25 protein-coding genes, 1 tRNA gene and 1 pseudogene are annotated in these 20,725 nt (G+C 70.1%); 16 read left to right on the forward strand and 11 right to left on the reverse strand.

Going from position 1 to position 20,725, the window contains the following annotated elements:
• The coding region (locus V8688_RS24955) for an FAD-linked oxidase (RefSeq protein WP_342801826.1) at positions 1–968 on the forward strand (968 nt) is incomplete at its 5' end.
• A gap of 2 nt (positions 969–970) precedes the next feature.
• Here V8688_RS24955 and V8688_RS24960 read toward each other — a convergent pair.
• Positions 971–1,498 carry a CGNR zinc finger domain-containing protein gene (locus V8688_RS24960; protein WP_218720862.1) on the reverse strand — a complete coding sequence of 176 codons (528 nt, stop codon included), beginning with the start codon at positions 1,496–1,498 and terminating at the stop codon, positions 971–973.
• Between the two features lie 25 nt (positions 1,499–1,523).
• On the opposite strand from V8688_RS24960, the gene V8688_RS24965 reads away from it, so the two are divergent.
• Entirely contained in the window at positions 1,524–1,700 is a 177-nt protein-coding gene (locus tag V8688_RS24965; RefSeq protein ID WP_218720863.1) for a hypothetical protein, read from the forward strand.
• 107 nt (positions 1,701–1,807) lie between these two features.
• Positions 1,808–2,161 (forward strand): hypothetical protein, encoded by a 354-nt coding sequence (locus V8688_RS24970; RefSeq protein WP_218720864.1) that lies wholly within the window; start codon positions 1,808–1,810, stop codon positions 2,159–2,161.
• Positions 2,162–2,225: 64 nt separating this feature from the next.
• On the opposite strand, the gene V8688_RS24975 is transcribed toward V8688_RS24970, so the two are convergent.
• The gene (locus tag V8688_RS24975) at positions 2,226–3,434 is read right to left on the reverse strand and encodes an Ig-like domain-containing protein (protein ID WP_218720865.1); all 1,209 of its coding nucleotides are present in this window, start codon (positions 3,432–3,434) and stop codon (positions 2,226–2,228) included.
• Between the two features lie 353 nt (positions 3,435–3,787).
• Here V8688_RS24975 and V8688_RS24980 point away from each other — a divergent pair.
• From V8688_RS24980 to V8688_RS24990, 3 genes are all read left to right on the forward strand, one after another.
• Positions 3,788–3,860: transfer RNA gene (locus V8688_RS24980), tRNA-Lys, on the forward strand.
• A gap of 622 nt (positions 3,861–4,482) precedes the next feature.
• Positions 4,483–5,112 (forward strand): transglycosylase SLT domain-containing protein, encoded by a 630-nt coding sequence (locus tag V8688_RS24985; RefSeq protein ID WP_218720866.1) that lies wholly within the window; start codon positions 4,483–4,485, stop codon positions 5,110–5,112.
• A 76-nt stretch (positions 5,113–5,188) separates the two neighbouring features.
• On the forward strand, positions 5,189–5,533 hold the full coding sequence (locus tag V8688_RS24990; protein WP_218720867.1) for a hypothetical protein: 345 nt from the start codon (positions 5,189–5,191) through the stop codon (positions 5,531–5,533).
• A 9-nt stretch (positions 5,534–5,542) separates the two neighbouring features.
• Here V8688_RS24990 and V8688_RS24995 read toward each other — a convergent pair whose 3' ends face one another.
• Positions 5,543–6,163 (reverse strand): LysE/ArgO family amino acid transporter, encoded by a 621-nt coding sequence (locus tag V8688_RS24995; RefSeq protein WP_316573823.1) that lies wholly within the window; start codon positions 6,161–6,163, stop codon positions 5,543–5,545.
• Positions 6,164–6,235: 72 nt separating this feature from the next.
• Here V8688_RS24995 and V8688_RS25000 point away from each other — a divergent pair, with 72 nt between their 5' ends.
• Positions 6,236–7,135 carry a LysR family transcriptional regulator ArgP gene (locus V8688_RS25000; protein WP_218720868.1) on the forward strand — a complete coding sequence of 300 codons (900 nt, stop codon included), beginning with the start codon at positions 6,236–6,238 and terminating at the stop codon, positions 7,133–7,135.
• A gap of 24 nt (positions 7,136–7,159) precedes the next feature.
• Here V8688_RS25000 and V8688_RS25005 read toward each other — a convergent pair whose 3' ends face one another.
• The gene (locus tag V8688_RS25005; RefSeq protein ID WP_218720869.1) at positions 7,160–7,504 is read right to left on the reverse strand and encodes a zinc ribbon domain-containing protein YjdM; all 345 of its coding nucleotides are present in this window, start codon (positions 7,502–7,504) and stop codon (positions 7,160–7,162) included.
• A gap of 19 nt (positions 7,505–7,523) precedes the next feature.
• Entirely contained in the window at positions 7,524–8,327 is an 804-nt protein-coding gene (locus tag V8688_RS25010) for an alpha/beta fold hydrolase (RefSeq protein ID WP_218720870.1), read from the reverse strand.
• A 101-nt stretch (positions 8,328–8,428) separates the two neighbouring features.
• Here V8688_RS25010 and V8688_RS25015 point away from each other — a divergent pair, with 101 nt between their 5' ends.
• The 3 genes from V8688_RS25015 to V8688_RS25025 all read left to right on the forward strand — a co-directional run bounded on the left by V8688_RS25015 (position 8,429) and on the right by V8688_RS25025 (position 12,288).
• Positions 8,429–8,740 carry a metalloregulator ArsR/SmtB family transcription factor gene (locus V8688_RS25015; RefSeq protein WP_218720894.1) on the forward strand — a complete coding sequence of 104 codons (312 nt, stop codon included), beginning with the start codon at positions 8,429–8,431 and terminating at the stop codon, positions 8,738–8,740.
• Between the two features lie 108 nt (positions 8,741–8,848).
• The gene (locus V8688_RS25020) at positions 8,849–10,651 is read left to right on the forward strand and encodes a phosphoenolpyruvate carboxykinase (GTP) (protein WP_342801834.1); all 1,803 of its coding nucleotides are present in this window, start codon (positions 8,849–8,851) and stop codon (positions 10,649–10,651) included.
• Between the two features lie 2 nt (positions 10,652–10,653).
• Positions 10,654–12,288 (forward strand): SulP family inorganic anion transporter, encoded by a 1,635-nt coding sequence (locus tag V8688_RS25025; protein WP_342801827.1) that lies wholly within the window; start codon positions 10,654–10,656, stop codon positions 12,286–12,288.
• Between the two features lie 56 nt (positions 12,289–12,344).
• Here the strand turns inward: V8688_RS25025 and V8688_RS25030 are convergent, their stop codons facing one another.
• Entirely contained in the window at positions 12,345–13,325 is a 981-nt protein-coding gene (locus V8688_RS25030) for a helix-turn-helix domain-containing protein (RefSeq protein ID WP_342801828.1), read from the reverse strand.
• Positions 13,326–13,376: 51 nt separating this feature from the next.
• On the opposite strand from V8688_RS25030, the gene V8688_RS25035 reads away from it, so the two are divergent.
• Positions 13,377–13,763 carry a cupin domain-containing protein gene (locus V8688_RS25035; RefSeq protein WP_218720873.1) on the forward strand — a complete coding sequence of 129 codons (387 nt, stop codon included), beginning with the start codon at positions 13,377–13,379 and terminating at the stop codon, positions 13,761–13,763.
• A 20-nt stretch (positions 13,764–13,783) separates the two neighbouring features.
• Here V8688_RS25035 and V8688_RS25040 read toward each other — a convergent pair whose 3' ends face one another.
• Positions 13,784–14,584 (reverse strand): hypothetical protein, encoded by an 801-nt coding sequence (locus tag V8688_RS25040; RefSeq protein WP_342801829.1) that lies wholly within the window; start codon positions 14,582–14,584, stop codon positions 13,784–13,786.
• A 63-nt stretch (positions 14,585–14,647) separates the two neighbouring features.
• Positions 14,648–15,112 carry a MarR family transcriptional regulator gene (locus V8688_RS25045; RefSeq protein ID WP_308248623.1) on the reverse strand — a complete coding sequence of 155 codons (465 nt, stop codon included), beginning with the start codon at positions 15,110–15,112 and terminating at the stop codon, positions 14,648–14,650.
• Positions 15,113–15,180: 68 nt separating this feature from the next.
• Between V8688_RS25045 and V8688_RS25050 the strand changes: the two genes are divergently transcribed.
• Positions 15,181–16,158 (forward strand): pirin family protein, encoded by a 978-nt coding sequence (locus V8688_RS25050; RefSeq protein ID WP_218720876.1) that lies wholly within the window; start codon positions 15,181–15,183, stop codon positions 16,156–16,158.
• 135 nt (positions 16,159–16,293) lie between these two features.
• Positions 16,294–16,590, forward strand: coding sequence for an excalibur calcium-binding domain-containing protein (locus V8688_RS25055; RefSeq protein ID WP_218720877.1), 297 nt, complete (start codon positions 16,294–16,296; stop codon positions 16,588–16,590).
• Between the two features lie 98 nt (positions 16,591–16,688).
• Here V8688_RS25055 and V8688_RS25060 read toward each other — a convergent pair whose 3' ends face one another.
• Entirely contained in the window at positions 16,689–16,928 is a 240-nt protein-coding gene (locus V8688_RS25060) for a DUF3618 domain-containing protein (RefSeq protein WP_342801830.1), read from the reverse strand.
• A 66-nt stretch (positions 16,929–16,994) separates the two neighbouring features.
• On the opposite strand from V8688_RS25060, the gene bcp reads away from it, so the two are divergent.
• Positions 16,995–17,468 (forward strand): thioredoxin-dependent thiol peroxidase, encoded by a 474-nt coding sequence (gene bcp, locus V8688_RS25065; protein ID WP_342801831.1) that lies wholly within the window; start codon positions 16,995–16,997, stop codon positions 17,466–17,468.
• Here bcp and V8688_RS25070 read toward each other — a convergent pair whose 3' ends face one another.
• Positions 17,469–18,185 (reverse strand): TetR/AcrR family transcriptional regulator C-terminal domain-containing protein, encoded by a 717-nt coding sequence (locus V8688_RS25070; protein ID WP_342801832.1) that lies wholly within the window; start codon positions 18,183–18,185, stop codon positions 17,469–17,471. It abuts the gene before it with no gap.
• A 115-nt stretch (positions 18,186–18,300) separates the two neighbouring features.
• Between V8688_RS25070 and V8688_RS25075 the strand changes: the two genes are divergently transcribed.
• On the forward strand, positions 18,301–19,260 hold the full coding sequence (locus tag V8688_RS25075) for an ATP-binding cassette domain-containing protein (RefSeq protein ID WP_342801833.1): 960 nt from the start codon (positions 18,301–18,303) through the stop codon (positions 19,258–19,260).
• A 23-nt stretch (positions 19,261–19,283) separates the two neighbouring features.
• On the forward strand, positions 19,284–20,072 hold the full coding sequence (locus tag V8688_RS25080; protein ID WP_316573816.1) for an ABC transporter permease: 789 nt from the start codon (positions 19,284–19,286) through the stop codon (positions 20,070–20,072).
• Between the two features lie 64 nt (positions 20,073–20,136).
• Here V8688_RS25080 and V8688_RS25085 read toward each other — a convergent pair.
• Positions 20,137–20,725: pseudogene (locus tag V8688_RS25085) on the reverse strand (hypothetical protein); the annotation flags it as partial.

Consider the following 20,725-nt stretch of genomic DNA (forward strand, 5'->3'; position numbering starts at 1 on the left):
CGGCGCACGGGCTGTCGGGCCTGGCGGGCAGCAATCCCGTCGTCGGCGTGACGGGGTACACCCTGGGCGGCGGGTTCGGCTGGCTGGCCCGTGCGCACGGCTGGGCGTCGAACGCGGTCCGCGCGTTCGACATCGTCGACGCCGAGGGCGTGCGCGGCCTGGTCGACGCCGAATCCGACCCCGACCTGTTCTGGGCGCTGCGCGGCGGCGGTGGCGACTTCGCGATCGTCACCGCGCTCGAGTTCGATCTCGTCGAGCTGCCCCGGCTCTACGGCGGCCGGGTGAGCTGGTCGGCCGAGCGCACCCACGAGGCGTTCGCGCTGTTCACCGCGCTCACCACCGACGCGCCCCCGGAACTGTCGGTGTGGCTGCAGCGCTATCAACTGCCGGGCGCGGCGCCCACGGTCGCCATCGACTTCGCCTACCTCGGCGAGCCTGCCGACGGCCGCGCGCTGACTCGCGGCCTCGACGCGCTGCCGGGCGCGCTCGCCGACACCAGGGCGGCGATGACGGCCGACCAGCTCGGCACCATCACCGCCGAGCCGACCGATCCGAGCCCCTCGCTCTCGCGGGGCGAACTGCTCACCGATCTCGGCGACGCGGTGGTGAAGACCCTCGTCGACGCACCGGTGGCGCCCCTGCTCAATATCCAGATCCGCGGCCTCGGCGGAGCACTCGCCGAGGACGCTCCGCACGACGGCGCGCGCGGACCGGTCACCGAGCCGTACGCGCTCTATCTCCTCGGGCTGGGCCTGCCGCACCTGGTCGACAACGTCACCGCCGGGTTCGCCGCGATCCTCGACCAGCTCGGCCCGCACCGCACCGGCGCCAAGCCCTACACCTTCCTCGCGCCCGGCGAGTCGGCGAGCGCGGCGTTCGACGAGGCGACGCTGGCCCGGCTGCGCCGGATCAAGCGCGACCGTGACCCGCATCAGGTGCTGCGGGCCAATTTCCCGGTCCTGGCGTGACGCTAGCGGGCGGCGGCGCGGCTCGCCCGGTGCCTGCGGACCGCCGAGCGGTTCGCGCATGCCGGGCTGCAGAAGCGCTGCCGTCCGTTGCGTGAGGTGTCGGCGTACACGCGCGCGCAGTCCTGCGCGGCGCAGCCGCCGAGGCGGTCCATGCCGAGCCCGGTCAGATGCAGCGCGGTGCCGACGGTGATGAGCGCCGCGATCTGCCGGTCAGTGGCGACGCCGGGGTCGCGGAAATGCAGGTGCCAGCCGTCGCCGGCATGGTCGGTCAGCCGGGGCGCGGCGGCGTACTCGCCCAGCAAGGTGTTCAGCAGCGCGGCGCGGTCGGCGGGATCGACGCACTCGACCACGCGGCGCCAGCGCGTCAGAAACGCCGTCACGGACGTCAGATCGGCGTCGGTGGGCGGCGTGGACAGCACCAGTCCGGCCGCCGCGCAGCGTCGCCCCAGTTCGGCCGCGCTGTCGCACGGCCGGTTGAGCAGGTCGACCCCGAGCTGCACCGGCTCTCGTCCGTAATGGTTGTAATGCATAATGCCATTACATCAGACTCGAAGCATGACCAGCCATCCCACCCACACCTGGCGGATCGAGTCCTGCCACCGCACCAGCGAGGGTCTCGTCGCCTATCAGCGGTGCCGCTGCGGCGCGCGCCGGGTCGTCGTCGGCGATCCCGGCGTCAGCATCTCCGGCGAACTGCGCGGCAACGACGACGGGCTCGCAGCGACCGCCTAGCGACTCCGGGCAGCGCCATGACGAACATCACGTTTGCCCGCTACACTCTGGACCACTGCCCAGATGTGGGGCATCTCTCGTCAGCGTTCGACCGGAAAGACCACTTGATGAAGCGTTCCACCGTCGTCGCGGCCTTCGCGGCCGCCACCGCGCTCGGCCCGATCGCGGGGACCGCGGCGGCCGAGTCGCCCGGCCTGCCCCTGTCCCCGTATGTCGCCGCCGCACCGACGGCCACCGGCGATTTCGGCCTGCCCAGCGACAAGCCCGAGTCGGGGTCGGCGCAGAGCGGCTCCACCACCGGCGTCGAGACCACCGGCTCCTCCGGCACCGGCTCGGCCGGCCTGCCCAACCTCGACCGGCTGCTGTTCGGCGGCCGCATCCTCTGCGGTGCGCTCGGCAGCGCGCTGGCCGTCGCCGGCGAGGCGATGATGGACTGCGCCGACCTGCCGACACCCGCCTGAACCACCCCGTTCACGCACGAAGGGCCACCGGAAACCTCCGGTGGCCCTTCGCTTTTCGCGCGGATCAGGCGACGTCGGCGTTGCCCGCCTTCCATTCCGGCCACGGGATGTTCCAGTCCCCGAGACCGTCGACACCGGACAGGGTGCCGCCGACGGTGTTCTTCACGATGGTGATGTCACCACGCTTGGCGTTCTCGTACACCCAGCGGGCGTTGGCCGGGCTGAGGTTCAGGCAGCCGTGGCTGGCGTTGGAGTAGCCCTGCTGCCCCACCGACCACGGCGCGGAGTGGAAGAAGATGCCGCTGTAGGAGATTCGCGTCGCGTAGTCGACCGGGGTGCGGTAGCCGTCCGGCGAGTTCACCGAGACGCCGTAGGTCGAGGAGTCCATGATGATCTTCTCGTGCCGGTCGCTGACGATGTAGATGCCGTTGTCGGTGGGCGTGGAGTCCTTACCCATCGAGGTCGGCATGGTCATGATCACCTGACCGTTGCGTTCCACCGTCACCTGGTGGGTGTTGTCGTCGGCGGTGAAGATCTGCGCGTCGCCCACGGTGAAGAACGAGTGGATGTTGTCCTGGCCGTACAGCCCCTTGCCGAGGTCCTTGCCGTAGACGTTCACATCGATCGTCACCTTGGTGCCCGGTGCCCAGAAATGCTCTGGGCGCCAGCGCACTTCGCGGTTGTTCACCCAGTAGAAGGCGCCCTCGACCGCGGGCTCGGTGGTGATCTTGATGGCGTCCTGCGCGGCCCGGCGATCGGGGATGTTCTCGTCGAACTGGATGGCCACCGGCTGACCGATGCCGACCACCTCGCCCTCGCCGGGGAGCAGGTACGGCTTGGTCTGGCTGTTCGGCGAGCTCGTGGTGAAGCTGAGCGTCGTCGAGTTCACGCCGCCCAGACCCATCGCGGAGGCCGTCAGCTTGTAGGTCTTGCCGTAGCCGAGCACCTCACTGGTCGCCCAGGAACGGCCGTCGGCGGCCAGCTGGCCCGCGACCGGGCGCCCCTCCTTGTTCGTGAGCGTGACCTCGGTGAACTTGCCGTCCTCGACCTGGAAGGCCATCGGCATACCGGGCGAGACGCCGACCTGCCCGTCCTTGATCGTGGACACCAGCTTCGGCTTGATGAGTTCGGTGATCGGGTTGCGGTCGATCGCCACCTCGACCCCCGCGCCCTCAGCCGCCGAGCAAGCGGACGCGCCGAGCGCGAAGACCGCCAGCAACGCCACCGGAACGATCGTCCGCAGCGACCGATGTCGCCCCCGAGTCTTACCCATGTCAACCCCGTTTCCGTACCGACGCAATAACTGTGTGCGCCGCAGATCCCATCGACGCCTATCGCTCGTGCCATCCGCGTCGACGGGGGCGGTCGAGATCGTCGTCCCGCCATTCTGCCAGCCCGCCCGGTCGCCACCAACGGGAAAGCCCCCGCGACACGACCAAGTCACAATCGTTAGATACGCCGCGGGGCCTCCGCCGTTAACAACCCGAAGAGTGCCGCATTGTTGCTGGTCAGAGCCCGATTTCACTTTCCGGCCCGAAGCCTGTTAATGTTTGTTCCGCACCGGAGAGCGGGGCCGAGGGAGACACCGAGAGGTTCTCTCCCAGAGTCGCGGTCCGAGCAAACCAAGCGCCATTAGCTCAATTGGCAGAGCAGCTGACTCTTAATCAGCGGGTTCGGGGTTCGAGTCCCTGATGGCGCACAACAGACCGCATCCCGGCAGTTACCGAAACTGCCGGGATGCGGTCTTTCTACGTCCGGCCATCTGTCCGGTAACGGTCACGAGGTCGTTATCGAACCGCCATGGACAGCGGCCCATCGCATCACAGCAGTCACGATCCGGACAGGCTGGAGCTGCGCAAACGCTCGCCAAACCCGATTTCCGCAAACTTTTTCTGTGACGCGCGGCACATCTTTCGAGGCGGCAAACTCCCTGCGTAGATAACGATTCCGCAACTGCGCAGGGAACCGACCAAGATCGGCAGCGTTTGCCGTTCAGGTCTCGTTCACCTTCTGTTAACCCACCGTGACCATTCTGCAATCAGGTCACAAACAGACCTGCGGTTTGGTTAGCCCCGGAGTATCCAACTTCGAAGAGCACGAGAACCGAACAGCGCGTGGTCTCCCCGCAGCCAGCTGTGGAGCACCGTGCGACGCGCGGACCGCCATCGAGCGTCCGACCCCTGACAGCGTCGCACATTCCCATACGGACAGAAACAACACATCGCCTGACCGGCGTGCGCCGCTGCGTGCGCTGCGCGATCCACCGCGCCTCCCCACCGGGGCCTGCGGTCGCCAGACAGAGATGAAGGAACAGAACAGCAATGCTCAACAAAGACAAGCTCAGCACCGTTATCGGCCGTCGTTCGCGCCGTGAGGCGTTCACCGTGGCGGTCGCCGCGGTCGGTCTGGTCGCCGTAGCCGCGTCCTCCGCCGTCTCCTTCGCCGACGACAGCGTTCCCGAGCGTGCTGCCATGGTCGTCGAGCAGGCGGAGAGCATCCCCGCCGTCGGCGCCGCCCCCGCCATCCAGGCGATCCCCGCCCCGGCCCCCGCGCCGGAGGCCGCTCCGGCCCCCGCGCCCGCTCCCGAGGCCGCCCCGGCCCCGATGCCCGAGCCGGCTCCCCCCGTGTACCCGGACAACCTGGACGGCTGGATCCGCCAGGCCCTCGACATCATGGCCGCCAAGGGCATCCCCGGCACCTACGAGGGCATCCACCGCAACATCATGCGCGAGTCGACCGGTAACCCCCAGGCGATCAACCTGTGGGACTCCAACGCCGCGATGGGCATCCCTTCCAAGGGCCTGCTCCAGGTGATCGACCCGACCTTCGCCGCGTACCACGTCGAGGGCACCCCCTTCGACGTCTGGAACCCGGTGTCCAACATCGTGGCGGCCTGCAACTACGCGGCGCACCGCTACGGCTCGATGGACAACGTCAACAGCGCCTACTGAGCCACCTGACGGATCAACGCCCGTGCCCCGGTCATCGCCCGACCGGAGCGCGGGCGTTCGTCGTAGAATCGCCCCCGTGCCAGACAGCGCCGATCAGGCACCCGATCACGCGCATTCCGACGCGGCCACCGCGAGCCGCGTCGCCAAGGCCCGCAGGCTGGCCGCCTACCTCTGGGACCGCGATATCCGCGGTGCCGAGCTGCTCGCCCTGCCCGCGGCCACCCTGCGCAAGCTGGCCAGGGCCGCCGACACCAATCCGCCGAGCACCGGCGAGACCTGGCAGGTGGTCGCCGACCTGCTCGAGCAGAAGGACGCGTGGGCGGCCCGCAATCCCGGGCACGCCGCCGCGGTCCGCGCCAACGCCGACGAGAAGCTGCTGTGGGTGAAGCCGCCCGTCACCCCGTGGACGACGGGGTCCTGAGCCGCGCCGTCAGGACACGACGAGACCGATCGCGAGCGCGACCATGATCACCGCGATCACCGAATCGAGCACCCGCCACGCGATCGGCCGCGCGAACAGCGGCCCGAGGCGGCGCGCGCCGTATCCCAGCGCCAGGAACCAGCCGATGCTGGCGAGCATCGCTCCCCCGGCCAGGAACCAGCGGTCCGGGCTCGCGTAGGTGCTCGCGAAGGAGCCGAGCAGCACCACGGTGTCCAGGTACACGTGCGGGTTGAGCCAGGTCAGAGCCAGACAGGTGAGGACCGAGGCACCGACAGCCACCGAGGCGCCCGCCGCGTCGGCGATCAGCGCCGACGAACTCAGCGCCCGCCGCGCCGCCAGCACCGCGTAGCCGAACAGGAACGCCGCCCCCGCGTACCTGGCCACCGTGAGCACCGCCGGCACCGCCTCGACGACGGTCCCGAAGCCCGCGACCCCGGCCGCGATCAGCACGATGTCGGACACGGCGCAGACCGCGATCACCGGCAGCACATGCTGCCCGCGCACGCCCTGGCGCAGCACGAACGCGTTCTGCGCGCCGATCGCCACGATGAGGGAGAGCCCGAAGCCCAATCCGGAGAGGGCGGCCAGTGCCGCGGAGGATGCCGTCACGTCGTTCGACGTTAAGAGGACATCAATTTTCAGGCCAGCTAATGATTCTTCACTACCATTAGAATTTCTTACATGGATCTGCAGCTGGACCAGTTGCGCGCGCTCGACGCGGTGCTCACCGAGGGCACCTTCGAGGCGGCGGCGCGGCGGTTGACCGTCACCCCATCGGCGATCAGCCAGCGGATCAAGGCGCTCGAGGAAGCCGCGGGCCGCATCCTGGTGCAGCGCTCGAAACCGGTGCGCGCCACCGAATCCGGGCTCGCGGTGCTGCGCTTGGCCCGGCAGGTGGAACTGCTCGCCGCCGACACCGCCCGCGAGCTCGGCGACGTCGACCGGCCCGCCGGGCGGCCGGCGCGGATCCCGATCGCCGTCAACGCCGATTCGCTGGAGACCTGGGTGATGCCCGCCCTGGCGAGGGTGGGCGACCAGATCTGCTTCGAACTGCATCGCGAGGACGAGGAACACACCACGCGACTGCTGCGCGACGGCACCGTGATGGCGGCGATCACCTCGACCGCGACGCCCGTCCAGGGCTGCAAGGTCGTCGCGCTCGGCGCCATGCGCTACCAGTCGCTGGCGACGCCGGATTTCGTCGCGGACTGGTTCCCCGACGGCGCGCGCCCCGGCTCGTACGCGCACGTGCCGATGATCCAGTTCGACCGCAAGGACGATCTCCAGTTCCGCCACGTCGGCCGCCGGTCGACCCTGCCGATCGACCCGCCGATGCATTTCGTGCCGTCGTCGAACGCCTTCGGCGACGCGGTGCGCCTGGGCATGGGCTGGGGCATGCTGCCCGACCTGCAGACCGAAAAGGAGAGGGCCGAGGGCACACTCGTCAATATCGACGGCCGTGCCCACATCGACGTCCCGCTCTACTGGCAGCAGTGGAAGCTCGACTCCCCCGCGCTGGGCAAGACCGCGGCGGCCATCGTGGCGGCCGCCGCGGACAAGCTGATCCAGCCGGTGCGGTGATCTCGAACCGTCACGTGGCCCTCGTCAGACCTTCTTCACCACGCTGGACTTCAACTGCATCGGTCCGATGCCGTCTACCTTGCAGTCGATGTCGTGATCGCCGACGCCCTGCACCAGACGGATGTTGCGCACCTTGGTGCCCGCCTTGATGCCGGTCGGACTGCCTTTGACCTTGAGGGTCTTGACCACCGTCACGGTGTCGCCGTCGGCGAGCACATTGCCGACGGCGTCGCGGATCACGTCGGCACCGGCGTCGTCGGCACCGGCGGGCGACCACTCGTTGGCACACTCCGGGCACACCAGCAGGGCGCCGAGCTCGTAGGTGTATTCGCAGGAACAGGCGGGACAGGGCGGCAGCGAATCGCTCATCGGTATTCCTTCGGGGAGATCAAGCGGCGGAGAGGAATTCGACGAGGACCCGGTTGATCTCGTCGGGCTGTTCGAGGTAGCCGTAGTGCCCGCACCGTTCGATCTCGGCATAGCGGGCGCCGGGGATAGCCTCGGCGACCTCGCGGCAGAACCGCGCGGGCACCATCTGGTCGTCGGCGAATCCGACGACCAGGCTGGGCACGGTGATCCCCCGGTAGGCCTCGCGGCGGTCCTGGGAGCGGTCCATCCCCAGCTGGGCGCGGGTGCCGGGAGTGCCCTTGCCCGAGGTGAATTCGAAGATGTCGAGCCACTCCTGCGCCTTGGCCGGGTCGGCCAGGGTGTGCGGGGACAGGTTCAGCATCGCCTTGACCGCGGCCGCGTACTCCGGGGGCAGCGCGATCCCCTTGTCGAACAACGCCTGTTCGCCGCGGTTGAGGGTGCTCGACACCGGGTGCGGCCGCGCGGTGGCCGCGAACATGACGGCCTTGCCCAGCAGTTCGGGACGGGCCAGCGCGAGCTCGGCCACCACCCGCGACCCCATCGACGTCCCGACCACGTGCGCGGGTGCGCCCAGGTGCTCGATCAGGGCGGCGGTATCGCCGACCAGATCGGCCATGGTGATCCCCGCCGCCGACTCTGAGGACGGCGCGATCCCCCGATTGTCGACCGTGACGACCCGAAAGCCTGCCCCGACCAGGGCGGGCACCTGATACGTTCGCCAGACCCGGCCGGGGCTGCCGCTGCCCATCACGAGCAGGACCAGCGGCCCGGACCCGGTGACGTCGTAGTTGAGCTGGATGCCGTTGAGCGAGGCGAGGGGCATATTTCTCCTGTTAGCCTGTTTGCTAAAGTTAGAAAACACCATACCGCCACGGCAGGACGGGGTTCACCACGGTGCCAGGATTGAGCAGGCCGCTGTACCAGATGAAGGCCGACTTCTTCAAAACCCTCGGCCATCCGGTCCGTATCCGGGTGCTGGAGTTGCTCAGCGAGCGCGAACACGCGGTCTCGGAGATGCTGCCCGAGGTCGGCGTCGAGGCGGCGAACCTGTCTCAGCAGCTGGCCATCCTGCGCCGGGCCGGCCTGGTAACCGCGCGACGCGAGGGACTGTCGGTGACCTACGAACTCACCTCGCCGCGCGTGAAGGAGCTGCTGATCGTGGCTCGCGCGATCCTGACCGGCGTAGTCGCCGGGCAGGCGGAACTCCTCGAGAACCCCGAGTCCACCGTGGCCTGACCCACCCGCTCCCCACCGGGCCACCTTCACCCACTGATTGCACATTTTCTAAATTAGACACCTAGCAAGTTGACAAGGAGAACACCCGTGACCGCGAGCTCCGCGCCGATGACGGTTCCCACCGACCACCCGGCCATCCTGCGCTGGGTCGACGAGATCGCCGACCTGGCCACGCCCGACCGCGTGGTCTGGTGCGACGGGTCCCGCGACGAATGGGATCGGCTGACCGACGAACTCGTCGAGAAGGGCACCTTCGTCCGGCTCACCGGCAAGCCCAACTCCTTCTGGTGCGTCTCCGACCCGGACGACGTCGCCCGTGTCGAGGACCGCACCTTCATCTGCTCCGCCGACCCCGCCGACGCCGGCCCGACCAACAACTGGGTCGATCCCGTCGACATGCGCACCGTCATGACCGAGCACTACCGCGGCGCGATGACAGGTCGCACGATGTATGTCATCGGCTTCTGCATGGGCCCGCTCGACGCCGCCGAACCGAAGTTCGGTGTGCAGATCACCGACTCACCGTATGTGGCGGTGTCGATGCAGATCATGACCCGCTCGGGCACGCCGGTCTGGGAAAAACTCACCGGCGACACCGACTTCGTCCAGTGCCTGCATTCGGTCGGAGCGCCGCTCGGTGCGGGCCAGGCCGACGTGCCGTGGCCGTGCGACAGCACCAAATACATCGCGCACTTCCCCGAATCGCGCACCATCTGGAGCTACGGCTCCGGCTACGGCGGCAACGCGCTGCTGGGCAAGAAGTGCTTCGCGCTGCGGATCGCCTCGGTCATCGGGCGCGACGAGGGCTGGCTGGCCGAGCACATGCTCATCCTCAAACTCACCTCACCGCAGGGCCGCACGCACTATGTGGCCGCGGCGTTCCCGTCCTCCTGCGGCAAGACCAATCTGGCGATGCTGGAACCCGCGCTACCCGGCTGGCAGGCCGAGACCATCGGTGACGACATCGCCTGGATGCGCTTCGGCGCCGACGGCAGGCTGTACGCGGTCAACCCGGAGGCCGGGTTCTTCGGCGTCGCGCCCGGCACCGGCGCGCGCACCAATCCCAACGCGATCGCCACCATCGACCGCGGCAACTCCCTCTTCACCAACACCGCGCTCACCGATCAGGGCGACGTGTGGTGGGAAGGACTGACGAAGCAGCCGCCCGCCCACCTCACCGACTGGCGCGGCAACGACTGGACGCCCGAATCCGGAACCCCTGCCGCGCACCCGAATTCGCGCTACTGCACCCCGATCGAGCAGTGCCCGTCGGTGGCGCCGGAGTGGAACGACCCGACCGGCGTGCCGATCTCGGCGATCTTCTTCGGCGGTCGCCGCGCGAGCACCGTGCCGCTGATCGCCGAGACCTTCGACTGGGCGCACGGCGTGTTCACCGCGTCGGTGCTGTCCTCGGAGACCACCGCGGCGGCCACCGGGGCGGTCGGCCTCGTCCGCCGCGATCCGATGGCGATGCTGCCGTTCCTCGGCTATCACGTGGGCGACTACTTCGCGCACTGGCTGCGGCTCGGCGCCGCGGCCGACGCCGCCAAGCTGCCGAAGATCTTCCAGGTCAACTGGTTCCGGCGTGATGCCGACGGGACCTTCCTGTGGCCCGGCTTCGGCGACAACGTGCGCGTGCTGAAGTGGGCGCTGGAACGCCTCGACGGCACCGCCGACGCGCAGTGGACGCCGATCGGCTACGTGCCGACCGCCGACGCGCTGGACCTGTCCGGGCTCGACGAGGCCGACCGCGCGCTGGTCGAGAAGGCGCTGGTCGTCGACGCCGCGGAGTGGGTCACCGAGACCCGGTCCATCGACGAATGGTTCGCCCGCATCGGCGGCAACCGGTTACCCGACGAACTGCGCGAGCAGCTGGCGGCACTGAAGTTGCGCCTGCTCGGCAACCGCTGACCATGCGGGCACTGCTGCCGACCTGGTCGGAGTGGAAGCCCGCCTTCCTGGCGCCGGGCACGGATCTGATGGCGGGGCTGATCGTGGCGCTGGTGGCTCTGCCGCTGGCGCTGGGATTCGGCATCAGTTCCGGGCTCGGCGCCGCCGCCGGCCTGGCGACGGCGATCGTGGCCGGCGCGCTGGCCGCCGTCTTCGGCGGCTCGCGCTTCCAGGTGTCGGGGCCGACCGGTGCGATGACCGTGGTGCTGGTGCCGATCGTGCACGAGCACGGCGCGTCCGGGGTGCTGACCGTCGGGCTGATGGCGGGTGTGCTGCTGGTGGCACTGGCCTTCGCCGGTGTCGGCCGCGCGGTGCGGTTCATGCCGGCTCCGGTGATCGAGGGTTTCACCGCGGGCATCGCGGTGGTGATCGCGCTGCAACAGTTTCCGGGCGCGCTGGGGGTGTCCGGAGCCGAGGGCGAGAAGGTCTGGCAGTCGGCCATCGACGCCGTGCGACGGTTCGTCGAGCACCCGAACGCGACCGCGCCGGTGACGGCGCTGCTGGTGGCGGTCGTGATCCTGATCGGCGGGCGGTTTCTGCCCAAGCTGCCGTTCGCGCTGGTCGCCGTCGCGGTGGCGACGGTCGTCGGTACCGTGTTCGACCTGGATCTGGCCCGGATCGGGGCGATCCCGGCCGGGCTGCCCGCACCCTCGCTGAGTTTTGTGCACGCCGACGAACTGACCACGCTGCTGTTGCCCGCGCTCGCCGTCGCCACGCTGGCCGCGCTCGAATCCCTGCTGTCGGCCACCGCGGCCGATGCCATGGCCGTCGGGACCCGCCACGACCCGGACCGGGAACTGTTCGGCCAGGGACTGGCGAATATCGCCGCGCCGCTGTTCGGCGGCGTGCCCGCGACCGGTGCGATCGCCCGCACCGCGGTCAACGTGCGCTCGGGGGCGCGCACCCGGCTGGCGGCGCTGACGCACGCGGCGATCCTGGCGGGCATCGTCTACCTGGCGGCCGGGCTCGTCGCCGACATCCCGATCGCGGCGCTGGCCGGGGTGCTGCTGGCGACGACCGTGCGGATGGTGGAGACCGCGTCGCTGGCCGCGATCGCGCGCGCCTCGCGGGGCGACGCGATCGTCATGCTGGTGACCTTCCTCGTCACCGTGGCGTTCGACCTGGTCACGGCAGTGGTGATCGGTATCGGTTTCGCGCTCGTGCTCGCGGTGCGCGCGGTGGCCCGCGAGGCGAGCCTGCACCAGGTCCCACTGGACGACAGCGATCATCTCGGCGAGGAACACGACCTGCTGCGCGACCACATCGTCGCCTACCGCATCGAGGGCCCGCTGTTCTTCGCCGCCGCCCACCGCTTCCTGCTGGAGTTGTCCGAAGTCGCCGACGTGCGGGTGGTGATCCTGCGGATGTCGCGCGTCACCGCCCTCGACACCACCGGCGCCCTGGTCTTGGCCGACGCCGTCACCAAACTCCAGCACCGCCACATCACCGTCCTGATGTCCGGTCTGCGCGAAGACCACCGCACCCGCCTGGCGGCCATGGACGCCCTCCCGGCCGGCGGCGACGACGCCGTCTTCCCCGACACCGGGACCGCCATCACCTACGCCCGCCGCTTCCTGCCCACCCACCGAACCCCGTGAGTGTCCACCGCGCCGACCGGCGCTGAAACCGGCTGTGCCGCCGGGCGACCCGCGAATCACGCGGAACGGGTGCGGAACTGTGCGCGGTACGCGGTCGGGGTGAGGCCGGTGGCGGCGGCGAGGTGGGTGCGCAGGTTCACCGCGGTGCCGAGGCCGCTCGCGGTGGCGACCTGTTCGACGGTGAGGTCGCTCGCTTCGAGGAGGCGCCGCGCGTGGTCGAGGCGGCGGGCGGTGAGCCAGGACAACGGGGTACAGCCGAGTTCGGCGCGAAAGCGCCGGTGCAGGGTGGCCACGCTCACGCACGCGTGGGCCGCGAGATCGGTGACCGTGATCGGTTCGGTCGCATGGTGTTCGGCCCACTCCACCGTCGAGGCCAGGGACGGGCCGGGCTCGCGCGGCACCGGACGGTCGATGAACTGACGCTGGCCGCCGCGGCGGTGCGCGGCGAAGACCAGGCGGCGCGCGACCGCGGTCGCGATCGCGGTCCCGTGATCACGACCGACCAGATACAGCGCCAGGTCCAGGGCCGCCGCGCTGCCGGCCGAGGTGAGGACGTCGCCGTCGTCGATGAACAGCACGGCGTCGTCGACCTCGGTGTCGGGGAAACGACGCCGGAACTCGGCGGCCCACTGCCAATGCAGGGTGACGGTGCGCCCGGCCAGTACTCCGGCCTCGGCGAGGGTGAACGCCCCGCTGCACATGCCGACCAGCCGGGCGCCCCTGGCATGCGCGCGAGCGATCGCCGCGAGTACGGCCGGGTCCCGTGGTGTGCCGGTGTCCGGGCGGTTCGGGACGATCACGGTGTCGGCGGCGTCGAGCAGGGACAGCTCGGCCAGACCGGTCATGGTGAAGAAGTTCTGCCGCATCGGCACCTCGCGCCCGTGCGCGCAGAGCCGGAAGTCGTAGAGCAGACCACCGATCTCGGGGCGGTCGATGCCGAAGACCTCGGTCATACAGGCGAGTTCGAACGGATTGGACCCCTCGTCGACGAGCGCCGCGATCCGGTGCAGACCCGGGTGCGAGAAATCTTGCGACATGCGTCATTCATCGCACTGTTCAGCGCGGTACCGCAACCGCGACCATGAGGCATGACCGATCGACCGATGAATATCGACGCCGCGCTCGCCACCTTCGACGCCCTGTGGAGCCCCCGTATCCTGGCCCGGGTCAACGACTGGGATGTGCGCCTGGCCAAGGTGCGCGGCGAGCACCTCTGGCACGCCCACCACGACACCGACGAGTTCTTCCTCGTCCTCGACGGCACCCTCGACATCGACCTGCGCGGGCCGGACCGGCGAGTCACCCTGCACCGCAACGACACCTACGTCGTGCCGCGCGGGGTCGACCACCGCCCCTCGTCCGTGGCGGGCGCGACCCTGCTCCTGTTCGAGCCCGCGGGGACCCTGAGCACCGGCGACCACACAGGCGAGATCCCCGACCACATCACCGCCACCACCGGGACCGCGCTGAGCTGAACCGCGGGCCGCCGACGTGGTCAGCCCGCGGTGGCGGCGAAGTACGCGGTCCGCACGGCAACCTGCGGCGGGGGCGGGAAGTCGGGGTTGCCCGAACCGAGCGGGCCGACCCGCACCGTCCAGGTGCTCGCCGACGTGTCGACCGCGGTGCGCGCGTTCGCGGGCTGGAGCACCACGTCGTGGCCACCGTCGCAGGAGTACGCGCCGACCAGGCCGTCGGAGCGACCGCCCCAGGCGCCGCCGACGCGGATGCGGCAGTGCCTGCCGTCGGCCAGTTCCAGCGCCCACGGTTCGGGCGATTCGGTGCGGCCGACCGCGCCGAGCTGCGGCGTCACCGTGTAGCGGCGCAGCGTGCGCTGCCAGGGGTCGCTCGCGCAGAGCAGGGTGGTGTTGCCGGGCGGAGCCCAGCAGACATCGGCCGAGTCGGCGGAGGCGCCGCAGCCGGAGTAGATACCCGGGGTGTTCCCCGAGCGGCTCGGTTCGGCGTATCGGCAGTCCAGCGTGCCGTACGGATCGGGGCTGACGACGGTGAAGCCGTCAGCGGGCCGGCCGGCGGCGGTGACCGCGACGACCGAGACGACACCGGTCGTCGCGCTGGTCGGAGTGGATGTGACCGGGCCCGCGGTAGTCGGCGGTCCGGGGCCGGTCGTCGCGCCCGGCGTCACTGGCTCGGTGGTCTGGCCCGGCGTCACGCCGGACGTGGCCGGTTGCCCGGTGACCTGGGTCGGAGTCGGGGTGGCGATCTCCGACGACGAACACCCGGCGAGGACGATGGTCAGCGCCGCGCCCAGCGCACCGGCAACCCCTGCTCGAACAGTCATAGCCACCCCTGAGTTCGACGAACCCGACCTTCGAGTTGTCCATCGACCGGGCGCGCGAATTCGTTAACCGGGCAAGGCTGTTCGGGCGTCGCTCGCCCCGACCACCTTCGCCGAGAGCGAGCGGAGCGCGTCGCTCTCGCCCTCGCTGAGCCGGTCGACGAACACCTCGCGCACCAGCTCGACGTGCTCGGGCGCGGCCCGGCCGAGCACCGCGCGCCCCTCCTCGGTCAGCGAGACGACGATCCCGCGCGCGTCGTCCTCGGCGGGCCTGCGGTCGACGAGCCCGCGCGCCGCCATCCGCGCCAGCTGCTTGGACAGCCGGGACTTGTCCCAGCACACCTCGCCCGCGAGTTCCTTGGCCCGCATGCAGCCGTTCGGCGTGGCCGACAGCGGCACCATCAGCTCGTAGTCGGCCATCGACAGCCCGTGCTCGGCCAGGCCGGCCGCGATCGCCGCGTCCAAGCGCTGACGCATGCGGATGTAGGCCTGCCAGGTCTGCTGCTCTTCCTCGGTCAACCATCGAGTCACGGGAATGATCCTAGAACCCATTTGGTTGACATGGAAACAAAGCACGTATGGACCAGGAGGCGCATCCCATGCCCGCAATCACCGTCGACGACATCATGGTGCTGCCCCGGCTGCCCCGACCGGATGTCACCGAGACCCAGCGACCCGTCCGCCAGATCGTCACCGCCGCGCGTCAGCGCGAGGGCGCGGGCTTCGAGGTGACCCGCCCCTTCCCCAGCGTCGACCTGCGCTCGGCCGACCCGTTCATCCTGCTCGACCAGATGGGCCCCGTCGCCTACGAGCCCTACGAGGCCAAGGGCGCGCCCTGGCATCCGCATCGCGGCTTCGAGACCGTCACCTACATGCTCGACGGCACCATGGTCCACCACGATTCGCAGGGCGGCGGCGGCGTCATCAGCGAAGGCGACACGCAGTGGATGACCGCGGGCTCGGGCATGCTGCACGACGAACTGCCCGAGGAGAAGCTCGTCATCTCCGGCGGCACCTTCCACGGCATCCAGCTGTGGGTGAACCTGCCGCGGGCGAACAAGTTCGCCACCCCGCGCTACCAGGACCTGCGCGCGAGTGAGCTGACTCTGGTCAGCTCGCACGACGGCGGCGCGCTCGTGCGCGTCATCGCCGGTGACCTCGCCGGCTTCACCGGTCCCGGCTCCACCTACACCCCCATCGCCTACGCGCACGCCTCGCTGGTACCCGGCGCCCAGCTCGAGACGCCGTGGCCCAAGGACTACACCGCGCTGGCCTACGTGCTGTCCGGCAGCGGCACCGTCGGCGTCGAGCACAGGCCGATCGGCGCCGGTCAGCTCGTGGTCTTCGGCAAGGGCGACGCCATCACCCTGACCGCCGATCGCACCCAGCACAGCAGCACCGGCGATCTCGAGGTCCTGCTGCTCGGCGGAAGGCCGTTGCGCGAACCGGTGATCCAGTACGGGCCGTTCGTCATGAACACCAGGGAGGAGATCATCGAGGCCATGGAGGATTTCCAGGCAGGCCGGATGGGCACCGTGCCCGCCGAGCACCTGACCGGACGACGTCTGGGCGAGTAGGCGGTCCCGGCGGCAGACGATCCGCAGACGCCACGCGGTTGACAACCGGACGCCCCGTCACGAAGGTTGACGGGGCCGCCCGGGGTGCGAAGTGTCCGGGCCCACAACCGAACCGCAGCAGACATCGAGGAATTCATGAACGTTCGCCGGCTCACCGTGAGCCTCGCCGCCGCAGGTCTGACCCTGCTCGCCGTCCCCGCCGCCCACGCCGACGTGGTGTCGGGTTCCGCGGGCACCGGCTCCTCCAGCTTCGACTCGCTCCTCGGCGCGACCGGCTCGGCCAACCTGGTCCAGTCCGGCTCGGCCGGTGGCGCCTTCCGTAGCTGCGACGACGCGATCGCCGCCGGTCGCGCCCCGCTGTTCCGCGGCGAAGCGGGCTACTCCCCCCACCTCGACCCCGACGGTGACGGGCTGGCCTGCCCCACGCAGTAGTCTCGGCGGCTGGCGCCGCGCGGTGGGGCTGTTGCCTCACAGAAGAAACCCCCGATGTGGCCGGTGCCGCATCGGGGGTTTCTGCGTTCAACGCTTACTCAGCGGCGAAAGATCTTGACCAGCAGCAAGCCTGCCACCAGGGCACCTGCGCCGATCAGCGTGTATTTGACCTTCGGCTCGTTCAACTTGGCGACCACGATCGCCTTGGTGTCGTCCGCGATCCGCTGCGGATCGGCGCGCACCGCCAGTTCGTCGAGCGTCGTCGCCAACCGGGCGCGCGCGATCTCGATCTCGCGCTCGATCCGGTCGGTGTCGTCCTTGGCCACCGTCACCTCCATATTGTCTGCTGCTCGCCGACGAGTCTATCCATGCGTTCGTCGCACCCGGTCGGTTACCGTGCGGTGGTGACCGACAACCATCGCCTCTCCCCCGGAGACACCGCCCCCGATTTCACGCTGCCCGACGCCGACGGCACGGACGTGTCGCTGTCGGACTACCGCGGCCGCAAGGTGATCGTCTACTTCTACCCGGCCGCCAGCACTCCCGGCTGCACCAAGCAGGCCTGCGATTTCCGCGACAACCTGGCCGAGCTCGGCGGCGCGGGCATCGACGTCATCGGCATCTCGCCGGACAAGCCCGCCAAGCTGGCCAAGTTCCGCGACGCCGAGGGCCTGACCTTTCCGCTGCTGTCGGACCCCGAGCGCGAGGTGCTGAAGGAGTGGGGCGCGTTCGGCGAGAAGATGATGTACGGCAAGACCGTCACCGGCGTCATCCGCTCGACCTTCCTCGTCGACGAGCAGGGCAAGATCGAACTCGCCCAGTACAACGTCCGCGCCACCGGCCACGTCGCCAAGTTGCGCCGCGACCTGTCGGTGTAGCTAGTCACCGAAGGTGCCGATGAACACCTCGTAGCCGTCGAGCAGGCGGGCCAGCCCGAACTCGAAATCGGCTTTGCTCCAGTCGATATCGTCGTCGTCGAAGGCGGAGGCGGACAGCGCGGCCGTCACCGAGGGAAAGCGCTGGGGGTCGAGCACCCGCGCCAGTACCGAGGCGAAGTCGCCGTCCTCCTCCGCCTGCAGGTCGCGCACGGCCCGCCGCTTGCCCACCACGAACATCGACAGGTTCATCACCAACTGGAGCTTGACCGGCTCGGGCACCGCCGTCTCGCTCAGCAGTCGCAGACCGGCGTCGAGCCAGGCCATGTTGTTGGGCCCCAGCGGTGGCCGGTTCAACGGGATGTCCACCCACCACGGATGCGTGCCGATCCGCTCGAACTCCGCGCTCGCCCATTGCTCGAGGCCGGCCCGCCACGGCGTGCCTGCCGCGATGACCGGCGGCGCGCCGACCACCCGGTCCAGCAGCAGGTCCTCCAGCGTGTTCTTGCTGTCGACATAGCGATACAGCGACATGGCCGTGAAGCCGAGCTGCTTGGCGACCCGGCCCATCGACAGCGCCGCGTACCCCTCGGCGTCGGCCACCGCGACGGCGGCGTCCAGGATCTGGTCGAGGGTCAGCGTGCGCCGGGGGCCGCGCGTACCGGGCTGCTCCAGCCCCCACATCAGCTCGACCGCCTTCGGTAGCGCCGCGTCCGTCATCCGCTGTTCCTCCTCCGCTCGCGTCGACTCTAGCGGTGCCGCTCTTGTGCTCAATAACTGCTTACTCTATAAACTATCTTTATCACATAAACAGTTTCTCGATCGGAGAGAACTCATGACGCTCGACCCATCGCCCGCCATCGCGGTTCACGGGCTGCGCAAGACCTTCGGTGCCCAGGCCGTGCTCGACGACCTCGATCTCGAGGTGGCACCCGGTACCGTTTTCGCGCTGCTCGGACCCAACGGGGCGGGCAAGACGACCCTGGTCCGCATCCTGGCCACCCTGATCCGGCCCGAACACGGCGACGTGCGCGTCTTCGGGCACGACGCCGTGCGCGAGGCCGCCACCGTGCGCGGCCTGATCGGCGTCACCGGGCAGTATGCGGCCGTCGACGGCGTGCTCACCGGCGCCGAGAACCTGCGGCTCACCGGCAGGCTGCTGCACCTGGGCACCACCGAGACCCGGCGCCGCGGCGCCGAGCTGCTCGACCGCTTCGACCTCGCCGACGCCGCCGACCGGCCGGTCTCGGCCTACTCCGGCGGCATGCGCCGCAGGCTCGACCTCGCCATGAGCCTGATGGGCAGACCGCGCCTGGTCTTCCTGGACGAACCGACCACCGGCCTGGACCCGCGCAGCCGCCGCGACCTCTGGGCCGCGATCCGCGACCTCGCGGCCGAGGGCACCACCGTCTTCCTCACCACGCAGTACCTGGAGGAAGCCGATCAGCTGGCCGACCGGATCGCCGTGCTCGACGGCGGGCACATCGTCGCCGACGGCACACCGGACGCACTCAAACGGCTCGTCCCCGGCGGGCACATCCGGTTCCGCTTCGCCGACCAGCGCCTGCTCGCGGCCGCCGCGCACGCCGTCGGCGACCAGGCGGGCCACCTCGACCCCGAGCAGCTGACTCTCCAGGTGCCCTCGGACGGCAGCGCGGTCGAGATCAAGCGGCTGCTCGACCGTTTCGCCGAGCTCGGCATCGCGATCGACCAGCTCAGCGTGCACACCCCCGACCTCGACGACGTCTTCTTCGCCCTGACCGGTCGCGCCCACCCGGCCGCGTCGGCCGCCTGAACCCCCACGAAACGAGACCCACCATGACCACCGCCTCCCCCACCCTGCGGGCCGTGCACACCGCCCAGGACTCGATCACCATGCTGGACCGCAATATCCGGCACACCGTGCGCTCCCCCGACACCATGATCATGACCATCGCGCTGCCGGTGATGATCCTGCTGATGTTCGTCTACGTCTTCGGCGGCGCGATGGACGCGGGCCCCGGCCCCTACATCGACTACGTGGTGCCCGGAATCATCCTGCTGTGCGCGGGCTTCGGGGCATCGACCACGGCGGTCGCCCTGTCGACCGATCTGGCCGAGGGCATCATCGACCGGTTCCGCACCATGGCCATCGCCCGGTCGGCGGTGCTCACCGGGCACGTGGCCGAGAGCGTGCTCCGCAATCTGCTCACCTCCGCCGTCGTGATCGGGGTGGCGGTGGCGCTCGGTTTCCGGCCGACCACCGATCCGCTGCGCTGGCTCGGCGTCCTCGGCGTGCTGGCGATGTTCGTCTTCGCGCTGTCCTGGCTCGCCGCGGCGCTGGGTCTGCTCGCCCGGAACCCGGAGGCGGCCAACGGCTTCACCTTCTTCTTCATGTTCCTGCCGTACGTGAGCAGCGCGTTCGTCCCGACCGAGACGATGCCGACCTGGCTGCACACCTTCGCCGAGCACCAGCCGGTGACCCCGGTCATCGAGACGATGCGCGGCCTGCTGATGGGCACACCGATCGGCGACAGCGCCCTAGCGGCCGTCCTGTGGTGCGCAGGCATCGCGATCGCCGGGTATCTCGCCGCCGGTGTGCTGTTCCGCCGCCGGACCAGCGACTGACCGACGAGCGAGGGGCCGCGCGAGGTATCGCGCGGCCCCTCTTCTTCGCTGTCCGCCCGGCGACCTAGTCGGCCGAGGCCGAGTGTGGGCCCGCCGGCACCGGAGCCTGCGCGGGCTGCATACCCATCGGGATGCCCGTGCCGGGCAGGCTCGGCGCGGCGGCCGGCGTCTGCGGGACGACCGGCGCGGCGGGTTCCAGCGGCAGCGGTTCGTCCTGCGGCGCATCGCCGTAGAGCTGGGTCGGGTATCCCAGCGGGAACTGCGCCGGGTCGATCAGCTGGGGATTCGGCGACACCGTGTCGTAGGGCGAGCCGCCGGTCGGTTCCCCGGCCGGGCTCACCTGCAGCCCACTGCCGGAATTCACCCCGCCCGAGGTGCCGCTCTGGCCCGAGCCGGTGTCGGCGACGGCACCGGCCTCGGGCACCGGGGAAACGACCGGCGCGACCGGATCCGCACCGGGCTCCGAGGACACCGCGGTGTTGTCCACCGCCTGCGGTCCCCCGTTCATCACCGCGTACGAGCCGCCCGCGACCAGCCCACCGGCCAGCAGACTGGCGGCCGCCGCGACCATCGCGGTGCCCCGCTTGGAATGCGGCGCCGCCGCCACCGGGCCGTCGACGGAATCGCCGAGCGCGACCAGCGCGGCACCGGCG

Source organism: Nocardia sp. No.11 (genome assembly GCF_038752175.1).
GTDB lineage: Bacteria > Actinomycetota > Actinomycetes > Mycobacteriales > Mycobacteriaceae > Nocardia > Nocardia canadensis.